The sequence below is a fragment of the Micromonospora sp. WMMC250 genome (assembly GCF_027460215.1).
In the GTDB taxonomy this organism is placed as follows: Bacteria; Actinomycetota; Actinomycetes; order Mycobacteriales; family Micromonosporaceae; genus Micromonospora; species Micromonospora taraxaci.
Window position 1 is genome coordinate 3,456,446 of sequence record NZ_JAPZBJ010000002.1, and the last position, 25,792, is coordinate 3,482,237.

General features: G+C 72.0%; 23 protein-coding genes. 9 read left to right on the forward strand and 14 right to left on the reverse strand.

Annotated features, from left to right (window positions below; translation table 11 throughout):
• Positions 1-91: 91 nt before the first annotated feature.
• The 3 genes from O3438_RS15165 to rimP are packed head-to-tail and all read right to left on the reverse strand — an operon-like array spanning position 92 to position 2,170.
• Positions 92-424: a YlxR family protein gene (locus O3438_RS15165; protein WP_088990972.1), complete on the reverse strand. Its 333-nt coding sequence runs from the start codon at positions 422-424 to the stop codon at positions 92-94.
• Positions 425-440: 16 nt separating this feature from the next.
• Positions 441-1,484 carry a transcription termination factor NusA gene (gene nusA, locus O3438_RS15170; protein WP_269680579.1) on the reverse strand — a complete coding sequence of 348 codons (1,044 nt, stop codon included), beginning with the start codon at positions 1,482-1,484 and terminating at the stop codon, positions 441-443.
• Entirely contained in the window at positions 1,481-2,170 is a 690-nt protein-coding gene (gene rimP, locus O3438_RS15175) for a ribosome maturation factor RimP (protein ID WP_269680580.1), read from the reverse strand. Before rimP ends, nusA begins: the two co-directional genes overlap by 4 nt.
• Before the next feature lie 155 nt (positions 2,171-2,325).
• On the opposite strand from rimP, the gene O3438_RS15180 reads away from it, so the two are divergent.
• From O3438_RS15180 to O3438_RS15210, 7 genes are all read left to right on the forward strand, one after another.
• Positions 2,326-2,853: a hypothetical protein gene (locus tag O3438_RS15180; RefSeq protein WP_269680581.1), complete on the forward strand. Its 528-nt coding sequence runs from the start codon at positions 2,326-2,328 to the stop codon at positions 2,851-2,853.
• A complete protein-coding gene (locus O3438_RS15185) occupies positions 2,850-3,287 on the forward strand; it encodes a ferritin-like domain-containing protein (RefSeq protein WP_145785013.1) in 438 nt (145 codons plus the stop codon). Before O3438_RS15180 ends, O3438_RS15185 begins: the two co-directional genes overlap by 4 nt.
• A gap of 52 nt (positions 3,288-3,339) precedes the next feature.
• Entirely contained in the window at positions 3,340-3,942 is a 603-nt protein-coding gene (locus O3438_RS15190) for a PadR family transcriptional regulator (RefSeq protein ID WP_269680582.1), read from the forward strand.
• Positions 3,939-4,673, forward strand: coding sequence for an ABC transporter ATP-binding protein (locus tag O3438_RS15195; RefSeq protein WP_442929609.1), 735 nt, complete (start codon positions 3,939-3,941; stop codon positions 4,671-4,673). The genes O3438_RS15190 and O3438_RS15195 overlap by 4 nt, the downstream gene beginning before the upstream one ends.
• Positions 4,670-7,438, forward strand: coding sequence for an FtsX-like permease family protein (locus O3438_RS15200; protein ID WP_269680583.1), 2,769 nt, complete (start codon positions 4,670-4,672; stop codon positions 7,436-7,438). The genes O3438_RS15195 and O3438_RS15200 overlap by 4 nt, the downstream gene beginning before the upstream one ends.
• 85 nt (positions 7,439-7,523) lie before the next feature.
• Complete coding sequence (locus O3438_RS15205) at positions 7,524-8,024, forward strand: nitroreductase/quinone reductase family protein (RefSeq protein ID WP_269680584.1); 501 nt, start codon at positions 7,524-7,526, stop codon at positions 8,022-8,024.
• Between the two features lie 152 nt (positions 8,025-8,176).
• The gene (locus O3438_RS15210; protein WP_269680585.1) at positions 8,177-8,914 is read left to right on the forward strand and encodes a nucleotidyltransferase domain-containing protein; all 738 of its coding nucleotides are present in this window, start codon (positions 8,177-8,179) and stop codon (positions 8,912-8,914) included.
• Positions 8,915-8,920: 6 nt separating this feature from the next.
• On the opposite strand, the gene O3438_RS15215 is transcribed toward O3438_RS15210, so the two are convergent.
• Together O3438_RS15215 and map are read right to left on the reverse strand one after the other, a co-directional pair.
• Positions 8,921-9,634: a VIT1/CCC1 transporter family protein gene (locus O3438_RS15215; RefSeq protein ID WP_269680586.1), complete on the reverse strand. Its 714-nt coding sequence runs from the start codon at positions 9,632-9,634 to the stop codon at positions 8,921-8,923.
• Entirely contained in the window at positions 9,631-10,488 is an 858-nt protein-coding gene (gene map, locus O3438_RS15220; protein ID WP_088990983.1) for a type I methionyl aminopeptidase, read from the reverse strand. Before map ends, O3438_RS15215 begins: the two co-directional genes overlap by 4 nt.
• A gap of 95 nt (positions 10,489-10,583) precedes the next feature.
• Here map and O3438_RS15225 point away from each other — a divergent pair, with 95 nt between their 5' ends.
• On the forward strand, positions 10,584-10,898 hold the full coding sequence (locus tag O3438_RS15225; RefSeq protein WP_269680587.1) for an STAS domain-containing protein: 315 nt from the start codon (positions 10,584-10,586) through the stop codon (positions 10,896-10,898).
• A gap of 21 nt (positions 10,899-10,919) precedes the next feature.
• Here the strand turns inward: O3438_RS15225 and O3438_RS15230 are convergent, their stop codons facing one another.
• From O3438_RS15230 to O3438_RS15255, 6 genes are all read right to left on the reverse strand, one after another.
• Positions 10,920-14,576 carry a SpoIIE family protein phosphatase gene (locus tag O3438_RS15230; protein WP_269680588.1) on the reverse strand — a complete coding sequence of 1,219 codons (3,657 nt, stop codon included), beginning with the start codon at positions 14,574-14,576 and terminating at the stop codon, positions 10,920-10,922.
• Positions 14,577-14,769: 193 nt separating this feature from the next.
• Positions 14,770-15,321, reverse strand: a complete 552-nt coding sequence (locus O3438_RS15235; protein ID WP_269680589.1) for a pyridoxamine 5'-phosphate oxidase family protein — start codon at positions 15,319-15,321, stop codon at positions 14,770-14,772.
• Entirely contained in the window at positions 15,281-16,072 is a 792-nt protein-coding gene (locus tag O3438_RS15240) for a gamma-glutamyl-gamma-aminobutyrate hydrolase family protein (protein WP_269680590.1), read from the reverse strand. Before O3438_RS15240 ends, O3438_RS15235 begins: the two co-directional genes overlap by 41 nt.
• Positions 16,073-16,245: 173 nt before the next feature.
• A complete protein-coding gene (locus O3438_RS15245) occupies positions 16,246-17,019 on the reverse strand; it encodes a 3-oxoacyl-ACP reductase (RefSeq protein WP_269680591.1) in 774 nt (257 codons plus the stop codon).
• Positions 17,019-18,374 (reverse strand): aldehyde dehydrogenase family protein, encoded by a 1,356-nt coding sequence (locus O3438_RS15250; RefSeq protein WP_269680592.1) that lies wholly within the window; start codon positions 18,372-18,374, stop codon positions 17,019-17,021. Before O3438_RS15250 ends, O3438_RS15245 begins: the two co-directional genes overlap by 1 nt.
• 15 nt (positions 18,375-18,389) lie before the next feature.
• Positions 18,390-19,754, reverse strand: coding sequence for a glutamine synthetase family protein (locus O3438_RS15255; RefSeq protein WP_269680593.1), 1,365 nt, complete (start codon positions 19,752-19,754; stop codon positions 18,390-18,392).
• A 91-nt stretch (positions 19,755-19,845) separates the two neighbouring features.
• On the opposite strand from O3438_RS15255, the gene O3438_RS15260 reads away from it, so the two are divergent.
• The gene (locus O3438_RS15260; RefSeq protein ID WP_269680594.1) at positions 19,846-20,976 is read left to right on the forward strand and encodes a PQQ-dependent sugar dehydrogenase; all 1,131 of its coding nucleotides are present in this window, start codon (positions 19,846-19,848) and stop codon (positions 20,974-20,976) included.
• 18 nt (positions 20,977-20,994) lie between these two features.
• Here the strand turns inward: O3438_RS15260 and O3438_RS15265 are convergent, their stop codons facing one another.
• From O3438_RS15265 to O3438_RS15275, 3 genes are all read right to left on the reverse strand, one after another.
• Positions 20,995-22,581 (reverse strand): amino acid permease, encoded by a 1,587-nt coding sequence (locus O3438_RS15265; RefSeq protein ID WP_269680595.1) that lies wholly within the window; start codon positions 22,579-22,581, stop codon positions 20,995-20,997.
• Positions 22,582-22,959: 378 nt separating this feature from the next.
• Positions 22,960-23,460: a DUF456 domain-containing protein gene (locus tag O3438_RS15270; protein ID WP_269680596.1), complete on the reverse strand. Its 501-nt coding sequence runs from the start codon at positions 23,458-23,460 to the stop codon at positions 22,960-22,962.
• 111 nt (positions 23,461-23,571) lie between these two features.
• Positions 23,572-25,791, reverse strand: coding sequence for a putative bifunctional diguanylate cyclase/phosphodiesterase (locus O3438_RS15275; RefSeq protein ID WP_269680597.1), 2,220 nt, complete (start codon positions 25,789-25,791; stop codon positions 23,572-23,574).
• Between the last annotated feature and the right edge of the window lies 1 nt (position 25,792).

Consider the following 25,792-nt stretch of genomic DNA (forward strand, 5'->3'; position numbering starts at 1 on the left):
CACTCCTCACTCCGAGGTCGTGCGGGCAGCACCCGCAGCGACCTCACTCGTGCACTTGAAGCCTGGTCATTTCAGGGACTTCATCGTGTGCTCATGTCGGTCGTCCTACCCTGCTAGCGACCCTCGCCCGGTCGGGCTGACCGGACGTAGTGGTTGGCGCATCGACGTGCTCCGCCAGCACACCGTGGTCGAGGACCTCGGTGATGCGCAGCGCACGCCCGAAGGCGCGGCGCCGCACCGCCAGCGCGAAGCAGGCCGGATCCGGGTGCATGTTCGCTCCCCGACCCGGCAGCCTGCGAAGCGGATCAGGCCGGAGGCTGTGACCAGCCTCGTCCCTGACCGCGACTATCCGCAGCAATTCGCTGGCCGGCGCACGTCGCCGGCAACCCACACAGGTGCGCTCCGGCTGCGCGCGTCGTACCACTGGAAGAAGTCTACCCCTAGCCGCCGGAGATCGCGCCGCCCGGCTCCCGCACGTGATCAGCACCCTCACGCGCGGCCGGGGCGCTCTGCTCCGCATCGGAGCGGATGTCGATCCGCCAACCGGTCAGACGGGCCGCGAGTCGGGCATTCTGCCCCTCCCGACCGATGGCGAGCGAAAGCTGGAAGTCGGGAACGGTCACCCGGGCGGCCCGACCAGCCAGGTCGACCACCTCGACCCGCAGCGCCTTGGCCGGCGACAACGCGTTACCGACGAAGGTGGCCGGGTCGTCCGACCAGTCAATAATGTCGATCTTCTCGCCGTGCAACTCGCTCATCACGGCGCGCACCCGCTGGCCCATCGGCCCGATGCAGGCACCCTTGGCGTTGACGCCGGGGGTCGTGGAGCGCACCGCGATCTTCGTACGGTGACCTGCCTCACGGGCGATCGCGCCGATCTCGACGGTGCCGTCGGCGATCTCCGGGACCTCTAGCGCGAACAACTTCTTGACCAGCGCCGGGTGCGACCGGGACAGGGTGATCTGCGGCCCGCGCATGCCCTTGGCCACGTGCACCACGACGCAGCGGACCCGCTCACCGTGGGCGTACCGCTCGCCGGGCACCTGCTCGGACTGCGGCAGCACGCCCTCCAGCTTGCCCAGGTCGACGCTGACGATGCCCTTCTCGGTACGCGTCTCGTGCGCCTGCACCACGCCGGTGACCAGGTCACCCTCGCGGCCCACGTACTCGCCGAAGTGCACCTCGTCGGTGGCCTCCCGCAGACGCTGGAGGATCACCTGCTTGGCGGTCATGGCGGCGATCCGGCCGAAGTCGTGCGGGGTGTCGTCCCACTCCCGCACCAGGCTGCCGTCTGCGTCCATCTCCTGCGCGTACACCAGGGCTGCGCCGGACTTGCGGTCGATCTCCACCCGGGCGTGCGGCTCAGCGCCGTCGGTGTGCCGGTAGGCGGTCAGCAGCGCGGTCTCGATCGCCGCGAGAATCGTGTCGAACGGGATCTCCCGCTCGCGCTCGAGTGCGCGCAGCGCCGCGAGGTCGATGTTCACCTCTCCTCGTCCTCCACATCATCTTCGTCGTCGATGTCGTCTGAATCGTCGAACTCGTCTGAATCGTCCGCGTCGTCGAACTCGTCGTCCGGCTCGCCGAGCTCGGCCAGGCGGGTGAACTCGACCTGCACGCGACCCGGGCCCAGCTGGTCGTACGCCCAGGAGGTCCGGCCGTCCTCGGTCTCCAGCTGCACGCCCTCGTCGTCGGCCGCGACCACCCGGCCGGTCAGCTGACGGTCGCCGGCGGGCTGCTCGCCGCGCTGGCCGGGCAGCCCGGTCGCGCCCCGGACGGTGACCTTGACGAGTCGGCTCACGTTGCGCCGCCAGTGCCGGGGCAGGGTGAGCGGCCGGTCGACGCCCGGCGAGCTGACCTCGAGCTGGTATTCCCCGGCCACGATGTCGCCACCGGTCTCCTCCGCGGCGTCCAGCGCGGCCGAGACCGCCCGGGAGACGTCCGCGACGGCGTCCAGGTCGATCCCGCCGTCGGCGTCCACCATCACCCGCACCACGTGCCGACGACCGGCCCGGGAGACCGACAGGTCCTCCAGGTCGTAGCCGGCGTCGTTGACGACGGGCTCGATCACGGCTCGCAACCGGGCACGCCGCCCGGCGAGGTCACCACCGCGGGGACCCGCGGCAACGCGGGGCCGACCGGTCGGCCTGGTGGCACGGCCACGCTGCGTCATCTCCGCACCCTTTCCCTGGTCGACGGTGGTGGGTCTTCCCGCCATGCCGGCACGCCACCGGAGCGGACGCGCCGGTGGCTGCGCAGAGCGTAACGCGCCTGCCCGGCGGCGGGCCGAGCGGCGCACCGACGCCGATGACCCCTGGACCGGCCCCCATGGTGTTGACTTGCCCGGTGGGGATCGGCAGAACGACACAGCGCAACCAGGCATCCGGACATTCCCGGCGAAAGCTCCTGCGTGGCGGGGCACTGCTGGTGCTCGGTGGCACCGCCGCGCCGCTGACCGGCTGTGATCTTTTCGACCGTGACGACAAGCCGGCGCCGCCGCCCGACCCGCTGCGGCCGATGGTGGACGAGGCGCTCGCGCTGGCTGAGGCGTACCGGAGCAGCGCCGCCGCGCACCCCGACCTGGCCGGCCGCCTCGGCCCGATCGGCGAGGCGCACACCGCCCACGCCACCGAGCTGGCCCGGGTGATCGGCGTCGCCCTGCCCTCGGCGGCGGCCACCACCCCCACCACGGCTCCGGCGGCCGACCCGACCGGTGCGCTCGCCGCGCTGCGCGCGCTGGAGAAGACCGCCCAACAGTCAGCGTCCACCGCCTGCGCCGCGGCGCCCGCCGAGCGGGCCGCACTGCTCGGGTCGATCGTCGCCGCCCGCGCCACCCACCAGGAGGCACTGAAGTGAGGCAGCCATCCGCCGGGGAGGCTCTCGCCTCCGCCCTGTCCGCCGAGTACGCGGCCATCTACGCCTACGGGCGGATCGGTGTCCGGCTCACCGGCGCGGCACGGGAGGCGGCACACCAGGCGGAGGCCGCGCATCGACGTCGGCGCGACACACTGGTGGTGCAGCTCACCACCGCCGGTGGCGTCGTACCGCCCGACCGGGCCGGCTACGCGCTGCCGTTCCCGGTCACCGACCGGGCGAGCGCCCTGCGACTCGCCGCCGAGGTGGAGGAACGCACTGCCGCGCACTGGCGGGCGGCGTTGGCGTCGACCACCGGCGCCGACCGGGACCAGGCCCTGGCGGCCCTGGTGGAGTACGCGGTACGCGCCACCCGCTGGCGCAAGACGGCCGGATTGACCCCGCTGACCGTCCCATTTCCCGGTCGACCAGCCTGAACGGCCCCCCTTCGGTTGCGGAGCGCATACCAGGTATGCATACTCCGTTGCCATGTCCATCCGTCACGGGTTGCTCGCCCTGCTCGAACGCGGCCAGATGTACGGCTACCAGCTGCGCGCCGCGTTCGAGGAGTCGACCGGCTCGACCTGGCCGCTGAACATCGGGCAGGTCTACACCACGCTGTCCCGGCTGGAACGGGACGGTCTGGTGCGCCCGCTGCCGGAGAGCGAGGCCGGGCAGCGCCCGTACGAGATCACCGATGCCGGCCGGGCGGACCTGGCGTTGTGGTTCGCCACCCCGATCAGCCGCACCGACCGACCCCGCGACGAGTTGGCCATCAAGCTGGCGTTGGCGCTGACCACCCCCGGGGTGGACGTTCGCTCGGTGGTGCAGGCCCAGCGCAGCGCGACGATGCGTGCCCTTCAGGAGCTGACCCGGCTGAAGTACGGCAGCAACCGGCCGGAGGACCTCCCCTGGCGCCTCGTACTGGACTCCATGGTGTTTCAGGCCGAGGCGGAGGTGCGCTGGCTGGACCACTGCGAAAGCAGTCTGGTGCGGCACCAACCCACCGGCCCGGCACCTCCCGTGCCTCGGGTTGGGGACCCGGACGCGCAGGACTCGGCGAGGTGGGCCGGCGAGGAGGCCCGACGGTGAGCGGGTCGGACGACGCGGTGTTGGAGCTCCGCGCCGTCCACCGCACCCACGGCACCGGACCGGCGGCGGTGCACGCGCTGCGCGGCGTCAGCCTGGCCGTCCGGCCCGGCGAACTCGTCGCCGTGATGGGACCGTCCGGATCCGGCAAGTCGACGCTGCTGGCGCTGGCCGGAGGGTTGGACCGTCCGACCGGCGGCGAGGTCCGGGTCGAGGGGCAATCGCTCGGGGCCCTGGACCGTCGCGGGCTGGCCCAACTGCGTCGACGCCGGATCGGCTACATCTTCCAGCAGCTCAATCTGCTGGGCAGTCTGACCGCGCTGGAGAACGTGGCCCTCCCGCTGGAGCTCGACGGCACCAGCGGACGCCGCGCCCGCGCACTGGCCCGGGCCGCGCTCACCGAGGTGGGCCTGCCCGGGCTGGGCGACCGCTTCCCCGACCAGCTCTCCGGCGGGCAGCAGCAGCGGGTGGCCATCGCCCGCGCGCTGGTGGGTGAGCGGCGGCTGGTACTCGCCGACGAGCCCACCGGCGCACTGGACTCGCAGACCGGCGAGGCGGTGCTGCACCTGCTACGCCGCCGGATCGACGCGGGCGCCGCCGGGGTGCTGGTCACCCACGAGGCACGACACGCGGGCTGGGCGGACCGGGTGGTGTTCCTCCGCGACGGCGTGCTCGTCGACACGACGGCACCGCTGGGCAGCGTCGAGCAGCTGCTGTCCGGTAGCGAGCGGTGACCATCCGCCGTCCGCGGCGGGCCCCTGGCCGGGCCGACCCCGTGCCGGCGTCGCCGGTCGAGCCACCCGTGCTCGTCGGCCGGCGGCGGATCGCCGAGCTGACCGGCTCCTGGCGGACCGCGCTGCGGATCGCGCGGCGCGAGTCCCGCCGGGCCCGGGGGCGGACCGCCCTGGTCCTCGCGATGATCGCCCTGCCGGTGGCGATGCTGGCCTTCCTCGCGGCGAGCTACGACATGGCCGAGCTGACCCCACAGGAACGTGTCGACCGTCGACTCGGCGTCGCCGACGCGGAGTTGCAGTGGGTCGCCAACGGCCCGGTGGGACAGGACGAATGGGGTGAGGGCTGGAACACGCAGGACGGCAAGCCCCCTCCGAGGGTCACCGCAGCCCAGATGACCGCGCTGCTGGGGCCGGGCAGTCGGGTCACCGAGGTGCGCCCGAACGCCCCGCTGACCCTGCGCGGCCCGGACCGCGACGAGAACGTGTCCGGTCGGGTGCTGGACCTCGGCGACCCGCTGGCCCGGGGGCTGGTGCGGTTCCTGGCCGGCCGGGCACCACAGCAGCCCTTTGAGGTCGCGATCAGCCCGGCCGCACTGCGCCGCCTGGACCTGCGCCTCGGAGACGCCGTCACGGTCGCGGACGGGAGCAGGGCGTACACAGTGGTGGGGGTGGTCGAGTTCCCCGACGACCTCGGTCCGGTCGTGGCGCTGCACCCGGGAGCCGTACCGAAGACCGGTCCCGGGCCGGACAGCGTCTGGTTGGCGGACGTAGCCGGGACCGTCGACGCCGCGCTGGTGTCCCGGCTCAACGACCGGGGCGTGGTGGTCACCGCACGCCACTCGGACGGCGCGGAGGGCGAATCGAACCGGACCCGGTTCGGGTTCATCGGGGCGAGCGACGCCAACGACCTGAGCACCGGCGTCCTGATCGCCGGCCTCGGGCTGCTGGAGGTCGTCCTGCTGGTCGGGCCGGCCTTCGCCGTCGGCGTCCGTCGTCGACGGCGGGATCTGGCGCTGGTCGCGGTGGCCGGTGGGGACGCCGCCCAACTGCGCCGGGTCGTGCTGGCCGACGGTGTGGTGCTGGGCGTGCTGGGCGCCGCCGTCGGCTTGGTCGTCGGCGTCGGCGCGGCGTTCGCCGGTCGCCCGCTGATGGAGGAGTACGTCTTCGGTATGCGCTTCGGCGGCTACCGCTGCTGGCCGGCGGCCCTGGTGCTGCTCGGTGCGGTAGCGGTGCTGACCGGGGTGCTCGCCGCGCTGGCACCGGCGTGGACGGCCGCCCGGCAGGACGTCAGCGCCGGGCTCGCCGGGCGACGTACCCCACCGGTGTCCCCGGCCCGGTGGCTGGTCGTCGGCCTGGTCCTGGTCGTGGGCGGGGCGGGGCTGGCGGCGTACGGGTCCACCCAGACCTCCCCCGCGGTGATCCTCACCGGTCTGATCCTCGGCGAGCTGGGGCTGGTGTCCTGCACGCCGACGTTGATCACGACACTCGCCCGCCTCGGCCGGCTGTTGCCGTTGGCGCCCCGGATCGCGTTGCGCGACGCCAGCCGCAACCGAGCCGCCGCGGTGCCGGCCATCTGCGCCGTGATGGCCGCCGTCGCCAGCAGCGTGGCGCTCGGCGGGTACCTGACCAGTGACGGCGTCCGCGACGCACGCGCCTATCAGCCGATGCTGCCGACCGGTCACATGCTGGTCTACCAGAACGGGTCGGGCCAGCGACCCACGCTGGCCCAGGTGGTCGACGCCGCCCAGGATCAGTTGGGGGTCGGGGCCGTGGCCACCGTCCACACGCCGGACTGCGACGCGGCGGGCACCGTCTACTGCGACATCACGCCGGTGCTCCCCGCAGGCCGGGAATGCCCCTGGCAGATCGGTGACGACCTTCCCGCGTCGCACCGCCAGCAGGCGCGGTCCGACCCACGCTGCGCGGCGGACCCCGCCGAGGGCTACGTGCAACCCGAGGTGGACGACGGCAGCGCGCTACCACTTCTCACCGGCGCGGACCCGACGACGACAGCGGCGGCCTCGGCGGTGCTGCGCGCCGGTGGCGTGGTGGTGACCGACCCGCGCTACCTGCACGACAATCTGGTGACGGTACGCGTCAGCCGGGTGGACACCGGGCCGGATCAACTGACCGCGCTCCGTGATCTGCCGGGGTACGCGCTGCCCCGGGCGGTCGGCTATCCCCGTCTGCTGCTGTCCACCGGCGCGGCCCGACAACTCGGCGTGAACTGGTCCTCGGCCGGCTGGGTGGTCGGCACCACGACCCCGCCCGACGAGGAGCAGCAGGCACGGTTCGCCGCCGCCCTGGCGTCGTTCGGGACCTTCGCGCTGAACGTGGAGCAGGGTTCCGCGCCCCGCGACGTCTCACCGCTGCTCCTGCTCATCGCGGCGGCGGCCGGCCTGATCACGGTGGGAGCGGCCGGTATCGCCACGGCGCTCGCCGCCGCCGAGGGACGCGCCGAACTGACCACCCTGGCGGCCGTCGGCGCGGCACCGGCGTTGCGCCGGTTGCTGGCGATCTGCCAGGCCGGGGTCATCGCCGGGCTCGGTTCGGCGCTCGGCATCGTGGCCGGGCTGGGCACCGCGGCGATCGTGCTGTTCTCGGTTAACCGGCAGTACGCCAGCGCCTGGCCGGTACCCGACCCGTACCCGATCCTGGTGCCGTGGCCCACGCTCGGGGTGCTCGTGCTGGTGCCGGTGGTGGCGATGCTCGGGGCCGGTCTGTTCACCCGCGCCCGGCTGCCGATCGAGCGGCGACTGGACTGACCGCCGGGCATCCCGCCCCGCCGGTCGGCGATCGGGGCGCGTGCGGGGGTGCCGCGCGGGCCGGCCAACCGGCAGACTGATCCGCGTGTCAGTGCTGGGAAATCTCACCCGCCGAGTTGGTCACTACCGGTGGTTCGGCGCCACCGCCCGTCTGCTCGTTCCCGCCGACCGGGTGATCGGGCGGCTCACCCGGGGCCGGGTGGTCGCGCTCGGCCTGATGCCGTCCCTGGTGATCACCACGACCGGCCGCCGCTCCGGCAAACCCCGCAGCAACCCGCTGCTGTACGTGCGGGACGACGACGCTTATGTGGTGATCGGCTCCAACTGGGGGCAGACGCACCACCCCGGCTGGGCGATGAACGTGCTCGCCGACCCCGCCGCCACGGTGGACGTGAAGGGTCGACGGATCCCGGTGCGCGCCGACCTGGCGTCCGGGGCCGAGCGGGACCGGCTGTGGCAGTTGCTGGTCACCGAGTGGCCCGCGTACCACACGTACGTGCGGCGGGCCGGCGGCCGGGAGATCCACATCTTCCGGCTGGTGCCGACCGGGCGCGGCGCGCCCGCCGACCCACCGCCCGCTGGCTAAACTGCGACGGCAGTTGGCGAGGCGAGAGTCTCCCCACGCCCCTCGCCCACGATCCGAGCAACGTCCCGGATGGTGCTGGCTCCAGCCCGTGGGAGACACCGACATCCCTGATGTTGCGCGGACCTTGGCACCCAGAAGCGGAAGGTGACCCCGTGAGCGCGAGCGGCGGGCAGACCGGTGTCGATCGGGGTCTCGACGATGGACGCTGGGCGGTCGCGGAACGGGTCGCCGAGGCGGTCCGGCGGCGTTTCCCGGCCGACGTGCTCGCGGTAGCCGTCCACGGCCCCTTGGCGCACGGCGACGACGACGGCGGTGGGGACCGCGAGGCGGGGATGTTGGTGGTCACCTACCGGTCCGGTGCCGGCCCACCGCCGGCGACCCGTCGTGTGGACGGGGTGCTCGTCGATCTGACCGTGGCCGGTGCGGAGGACTACCTGGCGCAGGCTCGGGTGATCTCGGCGTTGTGGCCGCTGACCGCCGACCGGTACGTCACCACGCAGGCGTTGCACGACCCGACGGGTTGGTTGCGGACGCTGCGCGACGAGCATCTGGGCCGGTTGGCCCGGGCGCGACCGGCGGAGTTCAGCACCGCCGCCCGGCAGGCCTGGTATCGGGGCAGCGCGGCGCACGCCCGGGCGGCCCGGCTCGCCGAGTGGTACGAGACCGACCAGGCCCTGTTGATGCTCGGTGAGGCCCGGCTGGCGGCGGCCACGGTGACGGGTCTGCTGAGCCGCACCTACTTCCGCGACCCGGGGGACGCGGTTCGGCGCACCGGGTTGGCCGGCGCGGACATGACCGAGGTGGGTGCGGTGCTGGCCCGGCAGGCCGAGGAGTTGGCCGCCCGTGGTCGTGCGGTCGACGGGACGATCGACGACCTGCTCACGGGTTGACCGGCGTCACAGCCCGCCGTTCACCCCGATCAGCGTGCCGATGAGATAGGTCGCGCCGGCCGCGGCGGCACCGAGCAGCAGTTGGCGGAGGCCCCCGGTCCACCAGGGCCGGTTGGTGAAGCGGGCCACCACCGCTCCGGCGGCGAACAGCCCGAGCCCTCCGACGGCGAGTGCCAGCCACAGCTCGGTCGCGCCGACCAGGTAGGGCAGCAGCGGGATCAGGGCACCCAGCGAGAAGAACAGGAACGACGAGGTCGCCGCCGCCCACGGGCTGGGCTGGTCGTCGGGGTCGACGCCCAACTCCTCGCGGACGTGCACCCGCAGGGCTTCCTCCGGGTCGCGGCGTACCGCTTCGGCGACCTGGGTGGCGAGGTCCCGGGGTAGGCCGCGGGCCACCCAGGCGTCGGCGAGTTCGCGGGCCTCCGCCTCGGGATGGCGTTCCAGCTCCCGACGCTCCTTGGCCACCTCGGCGGCCACCTGCTCGTTGGCGGACCGGACGCTCGTGTATTCGCCGAGGCCCATGGAGATCGCCCCGGCGACCAGGCCGGCGGTGCCGGTGAGCACGATGCTGTGCGACGACACCCCGCCGCCGCCGACGCCGGCGATCAGGGCGATGTTGGTGACCAGGCCGTCCATCGCGCCGAAGACGGCCGGGCGCAGCCAGCCGCCGGAGACGTCCGCGTGGTGCGCCTCGCGCAGGGCTGCTGGGGCGTCGGTCACGGCAGCGTGAGGATCTCGTGGCCGTCGTCGGTCACCACGATGGTGTGCTCGAACTGGGCCGTCCACTTCCGGTCCTTGGTGACCACGGTCCACCCGTCGTCCCACATGTCGTACTGGTAGGTGCCGAGAGTGATCATCGGCTCGATGGTGAACGTCATTCCCGGTTCCATGATGTCGGTGGGACGCGGGCTGTCGTAGTGCGGCACGTAGAGCCCGCTGTGGAAGGCTTCGCCGATGCCGTGGCCGGTGAAGTCGCGGACCACCCCGTAGCCGAACCGCTTGGCGTACGACTCGATGACCCGGCCCACCACGTTGATCTGCCGGCCCGGGGCGACCGCGCGGATGCCGCGCATCATCGCCTCGTGGGTGCGCTCGACCAGCAGTCGGGCTTCCTCGCTGACCTCTCCGACGCAGAAGGTCGCGTCGGTGTCACCGTGCACCCCACCGATGTACGCGGTCACGTCGACGTTGATGATGTCGCCGTCCTGGATGACCGTGGAGTCCGGGATGCCGTGGCAGATGACCTCGTTGATGCTGGTGCAGCACGACTTCGGGAAGCCCTTGTAGCCCAGCGTCGACGGGTAGGCGCCGTGGTCGCAGAGGAACTCGTGCACCACCTTGTCGATCTCGTCGGTGGTCACGCCGGGCTTGCAGTGCTCGCCGGCGAGTTGGGTCGCCTGGGCGGCGAGCCGGCTGGCGACCCGCATCTTCTCGATGGTCTCCGCCGTCTGCACGTGCGAGCCACGCCACTCCTGCGGACGCTTCTTGCCCACGTACTCCGGTCGGGCGATCTGGGACGGCACCGGTCGCAGCGGGGAGAGCGTGCCGGGTGTCAGCGGAGGGCGGACGGTCATGCCGCAAGCCTATCGCCGGGAGCGCTGGTGACCCGCGCCACGGCTGCCGTGAGGTGGTTGTTGCCCTGCAAGTTTCGCTGTGCCATGGTGTCTGCGTGGATCAAGGGGGAGCACCGCCCGTCTTCTCCGCCAGCGCGGAGATCGACGGTGACCACCTCCGCGTGGTGGTGGCCGGTGAGGTCGACATGGCGACAGCGGACACGATGCTCCAGACCGCGCTGCGCGAGCCCGCCGAGCGGATCACCCTCGACCTGCGCACTGTCACCTTCTTCGACTCGGCCGCCATCCACGCCCTGGTCCGGCTCGCCCAACAGTTCCCGGGCACGCTCACCGTCCTGCCGTCCCGGCAGGTCCGTCGGGTGCTGGACATCTCCGGCCTGGGCGAGCAGAGCTGGCTCAACCCGACCTGAACGGCCGCGAAGGGCGCCTGGTCAGTCCCGTAGCTGCCGGCGCAGCGTCACCTCGGTGCCCTCGTCGGTGCGCCGCACCGACAGGTCACCCAACGCCTTGATCAGCGCCAGACCACGCCCCCGGAACCCGGAACCGGTCGACTCACGCCACTGCCCGCTGTCCCGCACGGTCGCCGTCACCGTCCGGTTCTCGATCGCCACCTCCACGCTGATCGTGGCCTCGGCGGGGTGGACCGGGTGTTCGATGGCGTTCGCGGCGGCCTCGGAGACCGCGACGGTCAGGTCGAACACGTCGGTCTCGCCGACCTCGTGCGCGACCAGGAAGTCCTCCAGACGCTTGCGCAGCACGCTCAGCCGGGTCGGGTCCGCCGGTAGCCGCAACGCGAAGCGGTTCAGCTCCGCCGCCTCCAGGGCGAGAACGGCCACGTCGTCACGGCGAGGCCGCCCGTCGACCCGCTCGACCACCGCGTCGATCAGGTCGGCCACGTGCTCGCTGGGGGTGGCCGCATCCAGGCACAGTTGGGCCAGCGCGCCGTCGATGTCGAGCTGCCGATCCTCGATCAGCCCGTCGGTGTAGAGCAACAGCCGACTGCCCGGCGTCAACTCGCTCTCGACCGCCTCGTACGTGGCGTCGGGGATGGCGCCGACCGGCGGGCCGAGCGCGCGCACGTGCAGGAACGACACGTCGCCTCCTCTGATCAGCAGTGGGGACGGGTGACCGGCACTGGCATACCGCAGGCGGCTGGTACGCGGGTCGAACACCAGACAGACCACCGTCGCGAAGGAACGACGCTCGGTGGACCCGACCAGCCGGTTGAGCCGGGTCAGCGCCTCGCCCGGCCCGTAGCCCTCCAGCAGGTACGCCCGCAGTGCGTTGCGCAGTTGCCCCATCGCGGCGGCGGCCTGGACGCCCTTGCCCACCACGTCGCCGATGACCAGCACCAGGTCACCGTTGTCGAGGGCGATGGCGTCGTACCAGTCACCGCCGACCTCGACGTCGGCGGTGCCGGGCAGGTAACGGCTGGCCAGCACCGCCCCGGGCAGCTGCGGCAGCGCTCGCGGCAGCAGGCTGTGTTGCAGGGTGGTGGCGATGCGGTGTTCGGCCTCGTAGAGCTGGGCGTTCTCCAACCGCACCCCGACCAGCCGGGCCAGTTGGGTCAGCGCGGCGTCGTCGGCCTGCGCGTCGCCGTCGGGCCGCCAGACCCGCAGCTCACCGAGCACGTCGCCGGCGGTGCCGGTCAGCTCGGTCGCGAAGGACGGGTCGGTGGCGGTGGTGCCACCACCGTCCGCCTCGGCGCGGGCCCCGGCCGCGGTGACCACCACTCGGGCGGCCTCGGCGAGGCTGAGCGCGTGCCGGGCGGCGACCTGGAGCACGTCCCCGGTGGACCGGGCGGTGTTGACCGCCACCGCCGCGTCGGCCAGCGCCCGGAGCCGCCGGATGATCTGCCCGCGGAGCTGGCCCAGCTCGACGTTGGCCCGGACCCGGGCGATCAACTCCTGGCTGGCGAAGGGCTTGGTGAGGTAGTCGTCCGCGCCGGCGGAGAGACCGGCGACGGCCTCCGCGGCGCCGGCCCGGGCGGAGAGCAGCACGATCGGGACATGCCGGGTACGCGGGTCCGCGCGCAGCGCGCTCACCAGCCCGAACCCGTCGAGCCGGGGCATCATCACGTCGCTGAGCACCAGGTCGAACCCACCGTCGCGAGCCAGCGGCAGCGCGGCCAGCCCGTCGTTCGCGGTGACCACCTCCCAGGTCGGGGAGAGCAGCCGCGTGACGTGCTCACGCAGGTCCGCGTTGTCGTCGACGACCAGGATGCGGCCGGCCGGGGTGCCGTCGGTCGGCCGGCTGTCGTAATCGGGTGCCGGGCCGGTGCCGCTCCACAACGCGGTCTCCGCCACGTAGAGGCGGGCCTGCTCGGGCTCCGCCGTGGGCAGGTGGCCGAACGTGACGACCCGGTCCACCGGCAGGTGGTCCGCACCGGTCGGGATGGTCACCGTGAAGGTGCTGCCCTCGTCGACCCGACTGGTCAGCCCGACCTCGCCGCCGTGCATCTCGACCAGTTCCCGGACCAGCGCCAAGCCGATCCCGGTGCCCTCGTGGGTGCGTGCGCGCGCCCCGGGCACCCGGTGGAACCGCTCGAAGACGTGCGGAATCTCGTCCGGCACGATGCCGATGCCGGTGTCGGTCACCTCCAGCCGGGCCGCGCCGTCCACCGCCCGGACCTGCACCCGGATCTCGCCGTCGAAGGTGAACTTGACGGCGTTGGACACCAGGTTGAGGACGATCTTCTCCCACATGTCGCGGTCGACGAAGACCGGCGCCGGCAGTGGCGGGCAGTCCACCACCAGCCGCAATCCGGCCCGGTCGGTGGCCGACCGGAAGGTGCTGGCCAGCCGGGCCGTGTAGCCGGCGAGGTCGGTGGGCTGGTAGCGGGCGGCGAGCCGCCCGGATTCCAGTCGGGAGAAGTCCAGCACCGTGTTGACCAACTTGAGCAGGCGCAACGCGTTGCGGTGCATGGTGGTGAGCCGCTCGGTCCCGGAAGCGGGTAGCGCCGGGTCGGCCAGCATGTCCTCCAGTGGACCGAGCACCAGGGTCAGCGGGGTGCGGAACTCGTGGCTGACGTTGGCGAAGAAGTTGGTCTTCGCCCGGTCCAGTGCGGCCAACTCGGCGGCCCGGGCCCGTTCCTGCTCGTACGCACGCTGCGTGCCGACCGCACGGGAGATCTGCGCGGCAACCAGGTCGAGGAAGTTCCGGTAGTCGTCGCCGAGCGGCAGCTGACGGCCCACGCCGACGATCAACGCGCCCACCGTCTCGCTGGTGGCCGTGAGCGGCAGAACGAGGGCCTGGTCGGCGGCGTCGACCGGCGGCGAATCGACCAGGTCGGCCACCTCGACAGTGGCGGGCGTGCCGTCGCCGGTCACCTGCGCCAGCACCTGCGCGACGGCGTCGGCCGGCGGCGGGACGCTACCCGTGGAACCGGCCAGGGCGAGCTGACCACTGTCGTCGGTCAGGTAGATCAGGGCGAACGGCACGTCCGCCCGGTGCCGGCCGAGCACCTCGGCCGCGGTTCGGCCGAGTTCGGCGGCGCTGCCGATGTCGTTCAGCTCGGCGCCCAGTTCGGCCAGTGCTCGCAGCCGACGCTCGCCGAGCACCCGTCCGGTGGTCTCGCTGACGATGCAGTAGACGCCACCGACCGAACCGTCGGCGCTGCGGATCGGGTCGTACGAGACGTTGAAGTAGGTCTGCTCGACGAAGCCGTGCCGGTCCAGCAGGAAGGGGTGGTCCTCGCCCCGGTAGGAGCGACCTGTGGTCCGGACACCGTCGAGCAGCGGGCCGAGCACCGGCCAGGTCTCCGCCCAGTACGAGCGGGCCGGTTGGCCGATGGCGTGCGGGTGCTTGGCACCGATGGTCGGCCGGTACGCGTCGTTGTAGAAGGCGCGCTGGTCGTCGCCCCAGAACATGACGATGGGTGCGCTGGAGGCGAGCATCATGCCGACCGCGTTGGACAGCGCGACAGGCCACTGACCGGGTGTGCCGAGCGGGCCGGAGGACCAGTCGAAGTTCGCCAGCCGCTCGCCCAACTCACCGCCCGCCGCGAACGCCGCCGCCAGCATCGGGGAGGTTTCACTGCCGGACGCGGCAGGATGCCGTTCGTCCGCTCCCCCCTGGGCCGAGCTCATGCAGCCTCCCGCTCCGGCCGTACCCCGCGACCGTTGATCTTCTCCCGCCGTGCTCGGACTTGTACCCCAGCGGACCAGCAACGTAACGCATCACGACAGGTGGACGCTGTTGACGTTCGCGCGAGCCGTCGGACACCGGACAGCACGGGCGGGCGGCGGCGTCCAACGGCCGTGGTCGAAGCGCCCCGACCAGTCAGAAGACCGGCAACCCGTCGATGCTTGCCGCGTTCTTGGTGGCCCGATAGACCACCAGATCCTCGGCCGTACGCCGGGAGTGTGACGTGAGCAACAGATCACGCTCGGTGCGGAAGTCCATCAGAGGCACCGCGTACCCGCAGGAGTCGCTGACCCGCTCCACCTCGACGATGATCACCGCCCGGACGGCGTGCACGTCCGGAGGCGCCGGAAACTCGGCGAGCCGGTCGGCGAAGGTCTCCTCGGTCACGGCGACGCTGGTGCCCCGGCCATGCAACCGGACGATCTTCGGCGGCCCGTCGAAGGCACAGAACATCAGCGTGATCCGGCCGTTGTCCCGCAGGTGGGCGATGGTCTCCGCCCCGCTGCCGTGATAGTCGAGGTACGCCACCCGATGCGGCCCGAGGATGACGAAGGTGCCTCGCATGCCCTTCGGCGAGACGTTGACGTGCCCCTCTGCGCCGGACGGCGCGGTGGCCACGAAGAAGACCGGCTGAGCCGTGATGAAGTCACCCAGTCGACCGTCGATCTCCGGATAGACCTTGCCCATCCGTCGATCCTCGCACCGGTGACACCTCCGCACGGGGGCGACGAGCGTCACACCCGCTGTCGACCAGCCGCCCGGCGGCCCGCACCAGCGCGGTGATCGGCCGCGGGTCCGGCTCGTTCTCCGGATGCCACTGCACACCGAGCACGAACGGCAGGGCCGGATCCTCCACCGCCTCCACCACACCGTCCTCCGCCCAACCGGTGACCGACAGCCGGCCCGGGTCGGCGACCGCCTGGTGGTGGTAGGAGTTGACCCGGTCCACCCCGGCCAGCACCGTCGCCGCCAGACTTCCCGGCGCGAACCGCACCGGGTGGCTGCCGTAGACACCGGGCGCCGGACGGTGCGCGTCATGACCGACCACGTCGGGCAGGTGCTGGTGCAGGGTTCCGCCGTAGGCCACGGCGAGCAACTGCATGCCCCGGCACACGCCCAGCACCGGCAGATCGGCGGCGAGCGCGGCGGCCAACAGTGTCAACTCGCCGGCGTCCCGGTCCGGCCGGTCCTCGGTACGCGGGTCGGGCCGCTGCCCGTACCGCCCCGGACCGACGTCGGCCCCACCGGCCAGCAGCAGCCCGTCCAGGACCGCCACCACGTCACCGTCCACGTCGTCCGGCGGCAGGACCACGGCCCGGCCGCCGGCGGCCGTCACCGCCCGCGCGTACGCCTCCGGCACCAGGACGGCAGGTACGTCCCGCCACACCGCCCAGCCGGCCGGCTCGACGTACGCGCTGATCCCGATCACCGGCCTCATAGCGCTGGCACCGTTCGCGACTGCGGGGCTCGCAAAACCGGCTCACTCCTCGCGCTCACAGACCTGGCACCGTTCGCGACTGCGGGGCTCGCAAAACCGGCTCACTCCTCGCGCTCACAGACCTGGCACCGTTCGCGACTGCGGGGCTCGCAAAACCGGCTCACTCCTCGCGCTCACAGAGGCGTGACGTACGCGCCGGTGATGCCGCCGTCGACCACGAACTGCGCGGCGGTCATGAACGAGGCGTCGTCGCTGGCCAGGAACGCCACCGCGGCGGCGATCTCCTCCGGTTGCCCGAACCGCCCCATCGGCACGTGCACGAGGCGGCGGGCGGCCCGCTCCGGGTCGGCGGCGAACAACTCCAACAGCAGTGGGGTGGCCACCGGGCCGGGACAGAGCGCGTTGACCCGGATGCCCTCGCGGGCGAACTGCACACCCAGCTCCCGGGTCATCGCCAGCACCCCGCCCTTGCTCGCGGTGTACGCGATCTGCGACGTCGCCGCTCCCATCAGCGCCACGAAGGAGGCGGTGTTGATGATCGAGCCCTTGCCCTGGCGACGCATGTGCGGGATCGCGTACTTGCAGCACAGGTAGACGCTCGTCGTGTTGACGCGCAGCACCCGCTCCCACGCGTCGAGGCCGGTGTCCAGGATGGAGTCGTCGTCGGGCGGGGAGATGCCGGCGTTGTTGAACGCGATGTCCACCCGGCCGTGCCGGTCGGCCACCCCGTCGAACAGGTCGCGTACCGCCGACTCGTCGGCCACGTCGGTGTGGACGAACTCGCCGCCGCACTCCTCGGCGGCCGTCGCGCCGGCCGTCGTGTCGATGTCGACGCACACCACCCGGGCCCCCTCGGCGGCGAACCGCCGGGCGGTGGCCAACCCGATACCGCTGCCCGCGCCGGTGACCACTGCCACCCGGTCCTGCAACCGACCCTGCACCCGCATCACTCCTCTGTCGCGATGAACACGTTCTTGACGTCGGTGAACGAGTGCAGCGCGTCCGGGCCCAGCTCACGGCCGAGTCCGGAACGCTTCATCCCACCGAACGGGGTCCAGTAGCGCACCGAGGAATGCGAGTTGACGCTGAGGTTGCCCGCCTCGACGGCGCGGGCTAGGCGCAGCGCCCGACCCACGTCCCGGGTCCAGATGGAGCCGGACAGGCCGTACTCGGTGTCGTTGGCGAGCCGGACCGCGTCGGCTTCGTCATCGAACGGCAGCACCGAGACCACCGGCCCGAAGATCTCCTCCCGCCAGTGCCGGTCGGCAGGTGAGTCGGCCAACAGCACCGTGGGCGCGTGCCAGAACCCGGGGCCGTCGGGGCAGGACCCGGTGAACGCGACAGTCGCGTCGGTCAGGTAATCGGCCACCCGGTCCCGCTGGGTCGCGGAGATCAGCGGGCCCATCTCGGCGGTGTCCCGGGACGGGTCCTCGACCCGCACCGCGCGTACCGCTGGTTCGAGGAGCGCCAGGAACCGGTCGTACACCGGTTGTTGGACGAGGATCCGCGACCGTGCGCAGCAGTCCTGGCCGGCGTTGTCGAAGACGGCGCCCGGCGCGGTCGCGGCGGCGCGTTCCAGGTCCGCGTCGGCGAACACGATGTTCGCGCTCTTGCCACCCAACTCCAGAGTGAGTCGCTTCACCTGCGTGGCGCAGCCGGCCATGATCCGGGTGCCGACCTCGGTGGAGCCGGTGAAGCAGATCTTGCGGACCGCCGGGTGGCTGACGAACCGCTCCCCCACCACGGCCCCCTCGCCCGGTACGACGGTGAACACATCCTCGGGCAGGCCGGCCTCGCGAGCCAGCTCGGCCAGCCGCAGCGCGGTGAGCGGGGTCAGCTCGGCGGGTTTGAGCACCACCGTGTTGCCGGCGGCGAGGGCCGGCACGAATCCCCAGGCGGCGATCGGCATCGGGAAGTTCCACGGCACGATCACGCCGACCACGCCCAGCGGCTCGTGGAAGGTGACGTCCAGCCCACCCGGCACCGGGATCTGCCGCCCGGTCAACCGCTCCGGCGCCCCGGCGTAGTAGTCCAGGACATCCCGCACGTTGCCGGCCTCCCACCGGGCGTTGCCGATGGTGTGCCCGGCGTTGCGGACCTCCAGCGCGGCCAACTCGTCCAGATGCGCGTCAACGACGGAGGCGAACCGCCGCAGCAACCGGGCCCGGTCCCCCGGCCCGACCTTCCGCCACGCCTCGAAGGCGGCAGCCGCCCGCGCAACAACAGCGTCCACCTCGTCCAGCGAAGCCCCGGGAACCTCCCGGACGATCTCCTCAGAAGCAGGATCACGAACCAGGGTCACGCCATCACCCCCGCCTCACAGGCGCTCGAAACCACGGGTCAGCTCCCAGTCCGTCACCGCGGCGTCGAAGGCGGCCAGCTCGACCCGCGCCTGGTTGGCGTAGTGGGCCACCACCTCCGCCCCGAACGCCTCCCGGGCCACCGTCGAACCCTCCCAGAGGGCCAGGGCGTCACGCAGCGTGCCGGGCACCCGCTCGGCCTCCGGGTCGTCGTAGGCGTTGCCGGTGCACTCGTCGCTCAGCTCCAGCTCCTGGTCGATGCCGTGCAGCGCGCCGGCGACCAGCCCGGCGATCGCCAGGTACGGGTTGACGTCGGCCCCGGGCACCCGGTTCTCCACGCGCATCCCCTGCCCGTGGCCGACCACCCGCAGCGCGCACGTGCGGTTGTCCACCCCCCACCGCAGCGCCGTCGGGGCGAACGACCCCGGCTGGTAACGCTTGTAGGAGTTGATGTTCGGGGCGAAGAGCAGGCTGAACTCCCGCATGGTGGCCAACAGCCCGGCGAGCACCCGCTGCCCGGTCTCGCTCAGGTGCGCTGGCCCGTCACCGAGCATCGCCGACGAGCCGGAGGAGTCGCGCAGCGAGAAGTGGACGTGGCAGGAGTTGCCCTCCCGCTCGTTCGGCTTGGCCATGAAGGTGATCGCCATGCCCTCCTGGGCGGCGATCTCCTTGGCGCCGTTCTTGTAGATGACGTGGTGGTCGGCGCAGGCCACCGCCTCGTCGTAGCGGAACGCGATCTCGTGCTGGCCGAGGTTGCACTCACCCTTGGCGCTCTCCGGCGTCAGCCCGGCGGCGGCCATCTCGGTGCGGATCCGGCGTAGCAGCGGCTCCACCCGGGCGGTGCCGAGCAGCGAGTAGTCGACGTTGTACTGATTCGCCGGGGTGAGGTCCCGGTAGCCCCGCCGCCAGGCGTCCTCGTACGAGTCGCGGAACAGCACGAACTCCAGCTCGGTGCCGGCGTACGCGGTCAGCCCGTGCTCGGCCAGCCGGTCCAGCTGGCGGCGCAGGATCTGCCGGGGCGAGGCGACCACGTCACCGGAGCCGTCGAGCCAGGTCAGGTCGGCCAGCAGCATCGCGGATCCGGGTTGCCAGGGAACCCGGCGCAACGTGGCGAAGTCCGGCACCATCGCGAAGTCGCCGTAACCGCGCTCCCAGCTCGACATCGCGTACCCGTCGACGGTGTTCATGTCGACGTCCACGGCGAGCAGGTAGTTGCAGCCCTCGCTGCCGTGTTCGGCCACCTGGTCGAGGAAGAACGGCGCGTGGAACCGCTTGCCCTGCAACCGGCCCTGCATGTCGACCAGGGCCAACACCACAGTGTCTATCTCGCCGGCCTCGACGGCGACCCGCAACTCTTCCAGCGTCAACGGCGTTCTGCTCATCAGCGGGCCTCCATCACCAAGGTCTACTGGCAATCCGGATCACCGTCAATGCCCCCGCAGTGGTCGGCGGCAAACCAGGCGAGGAGTTGGCATGCGTCTTCGAGCAGTCCTGTCCGTCGTCACCGCCGTCATCGCGCTCGCGAGCACGGTGAGCGCCGAGGCGGGCGTACAGCCGGCGCCGGCGCCCGTGGTCGCGTCTCAGGCCGGCGGTTTCGACTTCGCCGACCCGGACGTCGTCGCGACCGGGCTGGACGTTCCGTGGGGGCTGGACTTCCTTCCCGACGGCAGCGCCCTCGTCGGCCAGCGGGACCTGGGCACCGTGGTGCGGATACGACCGGGTCGGCCACCCGTGCCGGTCGCCCGGATCCCCGGCGTGGTCGCCGGCGGCGAGGGAGGGCTGCTCGGCCTCGCCGTCTCGCCCCGCTACCGGCAGGACCGATGGGTGTACGTCTGCTTCACCACCGCCTCCGACATCCGCATCACGCGGTTCCGCCTGAGCGCCCCGCAGCACCAGCAGGTGATCCTCAGCGGTCTCACGCGGGCGTCGTTCCACTACGGCGGCCGGATCGCCTTCGGCCCGGACGGGCTGCTCTACGCCGGCATCGGTGACGCCGGTGTGCCCGCCAACGCGCAGGACCTGGCCAGCCGCAACGGCAAGATCCTGCGGATCCGGCCGAACGGCGGCATCCCGGCGGACAATCCGTTCCCCGGCTCGCCGGTCTTCAGCTACGGCCACCGCAACGTGCAGGGGTTGACCTGGGATCCGCGCGGCCGCCTGTTCGCCTCCGAGTTCGGCCAGGCCACCTGGGACGAGGTCAACGTCATCGTGCGGGGTGGCAACTACGGTTGGCCGGTCGTGGAGGGTCCGAGCGTCGACCCCCGGTTCCGCGCTCCGGTAGTCGTCTGGCCCCCGGCGCAGGCGTCGCCGAGTGGCGTCGCCTTCGCGGGCGACACGCTGTTCGTCGCCGCTCTGCGGGGCACCCGGTTGTGGGCGGTGCCGGTGAGTGCCGCTGGGCAGGTCGGCACCCCGGTCGCCGAACTGGTGGGCGTCCACGGCCGCCTGCGTACCGTCGTCGCGGCACGGGACGGCTCGCTGTGGGTGACCACCAGCAACCGCGACGACAACGGCACGCCGACGCCGCTGGACGATCGCGTCCTGCGGTTCACGACCGGCGAGCGGCAACCGCCGCCCGCCGGTCGTGCCGGCGCGGCCCGATCCTGACCGGGTGCGCGGCCGGCGTCACTCCGACCCGTCGACCACCGCCGGCTGGGACCTGGTGGCAGGTTCCTCGACGGTACGCACCGGACCGGTGAACCACGTACGTGCCGACGCGTACCACCAGACGGCGACCACCAGCAGCACCCCGCCGACGGCGAGCGGCGCGTAGTTCACCGCCGACCAGGTGAACCCGTCGTTGCCGGGCACCCCGGCGGGCACGATCGGCAGCACGAAGTAGACAGCGATCACCGCGATCTCGATCACCGCGATCCAGCCGAGCAGCTTGTACTTGCGCCCCAGCGTCCAGGGGCCGGGGACGAACCGGTCGCCCATCCGCAGCCGCAGGGCGATCGGGATGAGGAAGGACAGGTAGAGCCCGAGCACCGCGACCGAGACCACCGCGTAGAACGCGACGGGAATGCCGGCCGAACTCTCGTAGAGCGCCGGCAGGGTCAGCACCAGACCGGCCACTGTGGCGCCGATGATCGCGTTGACCGGGGTGCCGTTGCGGTCGACAGTTGACCAGAGCCGCCAACCGGGCACCGCACGGTCCCGGCTGAACGCGTAGGCCATCCGGCTCATCGAGGTCACGCAACTCATGCCGCAGAAGAACTGGCCGATGGTCGAGATGATGATGACGATCTTGAAGAAGACCGGGGTCAGAGCGGATTCGAAGATCGCGCCGGAGAAGCCGCCCGCGGCGTTGACCGCCTCCACGTCGGTGGCCGCGAAGAGGAACGCCAGCAGCAGGATCCATCCGCCGACCGCCGAATAGAAGATCGACTGCCAGAGCCCGCGCGCGGCGGCCTGCGAAGCGCCACGGGTCTCCTCGGAGACGTGCGCGCAGGCGTCGAAGCCGGTGATCGTGTACTGGGTCAGCAGGAAGCCCAGCGGCAACACGTAGAACCAGAACGTCAACCCGCCGACGTCCCCGTCGCCGAAACCGGAGTTGTTGAAGCGCTCGGTGAACACGAACTGGAAGCTCTGGTGGTTGTCCGGGACGAAGACCAGGATGGCCACCACGACGGCCGCGCCGGCCACGTGCCACCAGACCGAGACGTTCTGGAGTACGTCGATGATCCGGTGCCCGAAGATGTTGATCAGACCGTGCAGCACCAGGATGATCACGAACAGCATGAACGCCTGGCGCAGCGTCCCGGCCCACCCGTCGAAGAGCGCCGACAGGGTGAGGTTGAGGAACGTCGCGCAGCCGTAGTCCACCGAGGCGGTGACCGCCACCAGGCCGATCAGGTTCAACCAGCCGGTGAACCAGCCGTGCACCGGGCGGCCCATGGTGGCCGCCCACCAGTAGATCCCGCCCGCCGTCGGGTACGCCGACACCAGCTCGGCCATGCAGAAGCCGATGATGAGGATGAACAGCGAGATCAGCGGCCAGCCCCAGGAGATGGCGACCGGCCCGCCGTTGTTCCACGCCTGGCCGAAGGTGGTGAAGCAGCCGGCCAGGATGGAGATGATCGAGAACGAGATGGCGAAGTTGGAGAAGCCGCTCCACTTGCGGCGCAGCTCCTGTTTGTAGCCGAGTTCGGCGAGCCGTCGGGCATCGTCGTCCATCGGTTGCTCGGCGGTTGGCACGGGGGTCGTTGCCACTGCACACCTCCCTGAGGTGGTTCCGCGTGCGAGTGGGCAAAGTGTGATCCCGGCCGATCAAGACGGTCAATACATGGTCGGCGGGAATGTCACCGCCATCGGGCTAAATGCGTTGCCGTCCAGCTACCCCGACGCGCATCCTTGACCCCGTGACCAGGCTCGATCTGGGCCGACCCCGGGCACTCGGACCGCCCGGACCCCAAAGGCGCGGGGCACACCTCTCTCTCACGTACGGCGTCCCGCCGTACCCCAAAAGTGCCCCGCGCCCTCCCCCCACCCCCACCCCCTCCCCCTCTTTCCGGCGTGATCAAGAGGTTTGCGTCAGATTTCGGCTCCTGCCTGACGCAAACCTCTTGATCAACGCGGTGAGGGTGGGGTCTAGGTCAGGAGGAGACCGGCTACCCAGAGGGCGGCGATAACCACGCCGGCCAGGAACTCCACGAGCATCGAGAGGCCGGCGGCCTTGAGCGCCTGCACCGTGGACGGCCAGGCGAGGCGGTTGCTGCCCAGTCGGAGGCGTTCCGCCGCCCACACCCCGCCGACGAAGCCGAGCACCAATCCGACAACCGGCACCACGAAGAACCCGATGATGCCGAGCACCCCGCCGGCGAGCAACGTGGACGTCGGCACACCCGCGTGTTTCAGGTTCCGACCGGGCCACACGTACTTGATCACGACGCCACCCGCGGCGACCACCGTGGCGGCGGCGAACACCGCCCAACCAGCCATGCCCGCGCCACCGAAGATCGCCCAGAGCAGCACACCACCCCAGCACAGCGGCAGCGCCGGCAGGCCGGGCACCACGACGCCGGCCAACCCGGCCAGGATGGCCAACCCGGCCACCACGGTCACCGCCGTCTGCGAGTCGGTCAGGTCCACCCAGTCACCTTGCCCTGCCGCTGGTCAGCCCGCAACGTTCACCCCTCGCTCGCACCAGCACTCCGCTCCGCTCCGTGCCGCTGCTTCGCGCCACGCTGCTGCACCACCGGTTCACTCGCGACGCTCGCTCGCACCGCCACGCAGCCGGGCGGTGATCGCCCCGGCCGGGGCCGGGGCGCCGAAGAACCGGCCCTGCCCGGTGTCGCAGCGCAGCGCCCGCAACCGTTCCGCCTGCTCCCCGGTCTCGACCGCCTCGGCGGTCACCCACAACTCCAACGCGTGCGCCAACCGGACCAGCGCGTCGACGATCCGTTCGTCGCGGTGGTCGGCAGCACTGTCGGCACGGATGCCCTCGACGAACGGCCCGGCGAGCTTCAGGCAGTGGATCGGTAGCCGCCGCAGGTACGCGAGGTTGGAGTACCCGGTGCCGAAGTCGTCGACGGCCAGCCGGACACCCAGCGCGGCGAGCCGGTACAGGCTGCGCAACGGTTCGTCGGCGCTGCCCATCACCGCGCTCTCGGTCAGTTCCAGTTGGAGCAGGTCCGCGGGCAGTCCACTGGTGTGCAGGGCGTCCGCCACGGTCTCCACGATCGTCGGGTCGTCGGCCTGACGCGCGGCCAGGTTGACGCTGACCACGAGCCGGGCGTCGGGGAACTCCCGCCACCACCGCTCGGCGTCGTGACAGGCCTGCCGGAGCACCCACTCCCCGAGTCGGACGATCAGGCCGGTCTCCTCGGCCAGGCCGATGAACCGGTCCGGTCCGATCAGGCCCAGCTCCGGGTGCTCCCAGCGGACCAGCGCCTCCACCGCCAGCATGCTGCCCTCCAGCAGCGACACGATCGGTTGGTAGTGCAGGACGAACTCGCCCCGGTCCAGCGCGGCGGGCAGCCCGGCGACAAGCGCCGACCGGGCGATGTCCCGGGCGCTGCGCTCCGGGTCGTAGACCGCCCACTGGCCCCGGCCCGCCGCCTTCGCCCAGTAGAGCGTGGTGTCCGCGGCCTTCATCAGCTCCGACGGGCTGGTCTCCTCCGCCGGGCACTGCACGATGCCCACGCTGGCGGAGACGGCCAACTGGTGGTCGCCGACGTGCACCGGGGCCGCGACGGCCGCCAGCGCCGCCTCCGCGACGGCCACCGCGTCGTCGACGTCGTCCCCTCCGTCGACGAGGATCACGAACTCGTCGCCACCCATCCGGGCGACGAGGTGGCCGTGGTCGGCCACGCACTCGTTCAGCCGCCGGCCGATCATCACCAGCAACTGGTCACCGAGGTCGTGGCCGAGGCTGTCGTTGATCGCCTTGAAGCCGTCCAGGTCGAGGAAGCACACCCCGACCCGCTGCCCGGTGCCCGCGCCGTCGAGGACCCGACCCAGCGTCTCGAAGAACAACGTCCGGTTGGGCAACCCGGTCAGTGGGTCGTGCAGCGCCTGGAAGCGCAGCCGCTGCTGGAGTTCGTACCGCTGGGTGATGTCCTCGATCATCGCCACGGTGTAGCGGGGGCGGCCGTCGTCGTGGCGGATCAGCGAGACGGCCAGGTCGGTCCAGACCGTGGTGCCGTCCTTGCGGTGGTAACGCTTCTCCACCCGGGCGGACTCATGCTTGCCCTCGACCAGCTCCTGGTACAACTCCCACATGCCGGCGGTGTCGTCGGCGTGGTACAACGCCGCCACGTTGGTCTCGCAGAGCTCCTCGATCGAGTAGCCGAGCATGTCGGCGAATGCCTGGTTGACATCGACGATCCGGCCGTCCACATCGGCAATGCCGATCCCGATGGCGGCACCGGTGAAGACGGCCCGGAACCGCGCCTCACTGTCGCGCAACGCCTGCTCGACCGCGTCGCGGGCCTGCCAGGCCGAACGGGCGATCCGCTCCTGCTGGCTGAACGTGCGGTCGCGGAGCGCCCGGGCGAATCCGGCGGCCAGCCCACCCTGCAACGCCGCCATCCGGTCGGCGAGGTCCGCCGGCCGGTCGCCGGCCACCAGCACCCGGTGCGGAAAGTCCGCACCGAGGGCGTGCACCGTCCAGTCCAGGGCCTGCGGCTCGGTCAGGTGCGCCTCCACCAGTGCCGCGCCGACCTCCTCGGCGGGGCGGGCGGTGAACGGCTCCGCCCGTACCGCCTGCGCCAGCCGGATCGTGTGCACCAGCAGCAGCCGCTCGGTCTCGGCCGCGCTGAGCGGCACGAAACCGAGGCGGCGTACCGCGCGGGCCCAGTCGGCGGCGTACCCCTGGGCGTCAGCCCGGCCGGCATGGACCCCGGCGTCGGCCCGGCCGGTATCGACCCCGGCGGGGTCCCGGCCGGCATCGACCCCGGCGGGATCCGGGACGGCGGCCATG

Coding starts and splice junctions, on each gene's coding strand:
- map (WP_088990983.1), bottom strand. CDS start 10,488: ATGACCGTCCGCCCTCCGCTGACACCCGGCACGCTCTCCCCGCTGCGA.
- O3438_RS15240 (WP_269680590.1), bottom strand. CDS start 16,072: ATGAGGCCGGTGATCGGGATCAGCGCGTACGTCGAGCCGGCCGGCTGG.
- O3438_RS15275 (WP_269680597.1), bottom strand. CDS start 25,791: ATGGCCGCCGTCCCGGATCCCGCCGGGGTCGATGCCGGCCGGGACCCC.
- O3438_RS15260 (WP_269680594.1), top strand. CDS start 19,846: ATGCGTCTTCGAGCAGTCCTGTCCGTCGTCACCGCCGTCATCGCGCTC.
- O3438_RS15255 (WP_269680593.1), bottom strand. CDS start 19,754: ATGAGCAGAACGCCGTTGACGCTGGAAGAGTTGCGGGTCGCCGTCGAG.
- O3438_RS15230 (WP_269680588.1), bottom strand. CDS start 14,576: ATGAGCTCGGCCCAGGGGGGAGCGGACGAACGGCATCCTGCCGCGTCC.
- O3438_RS15180 (WP_269680581.1), top strand. CDS start 2,326: ATGGTGTTGACTTGCCCGGTGGGGATCGGCAGAACGACACAGCGCAAC.
- rimP (WP_269680580.1), bottom strand. CDS start 2,170: ATGACGCAGCGTGGCCGTGCCACCAGGCCGACCGGTCGGCCCCGCGTT.
- O3438_RS15235 (WP_269680589.1), bottom strand. CDS start 15,321: ATGGGCAAGGTCTATCCGGAGATCGACGGTCGACTGGGTGACTTCATC.
- O3438_RS15190 (WP_269680582.1), top strand. CDS start 3,340: ATGTCCATCCGTCACGGGTTGCTCGCCCTGCTCGAACGCGGCCAGATG.
- O3438_RS15245 (WP_269680591.1), bottom strand. CDS start 17,019: ATGCGGGTGCAGGGTCGGTTGCAGGACCGGGTGGCAGTGGTCACCGGC.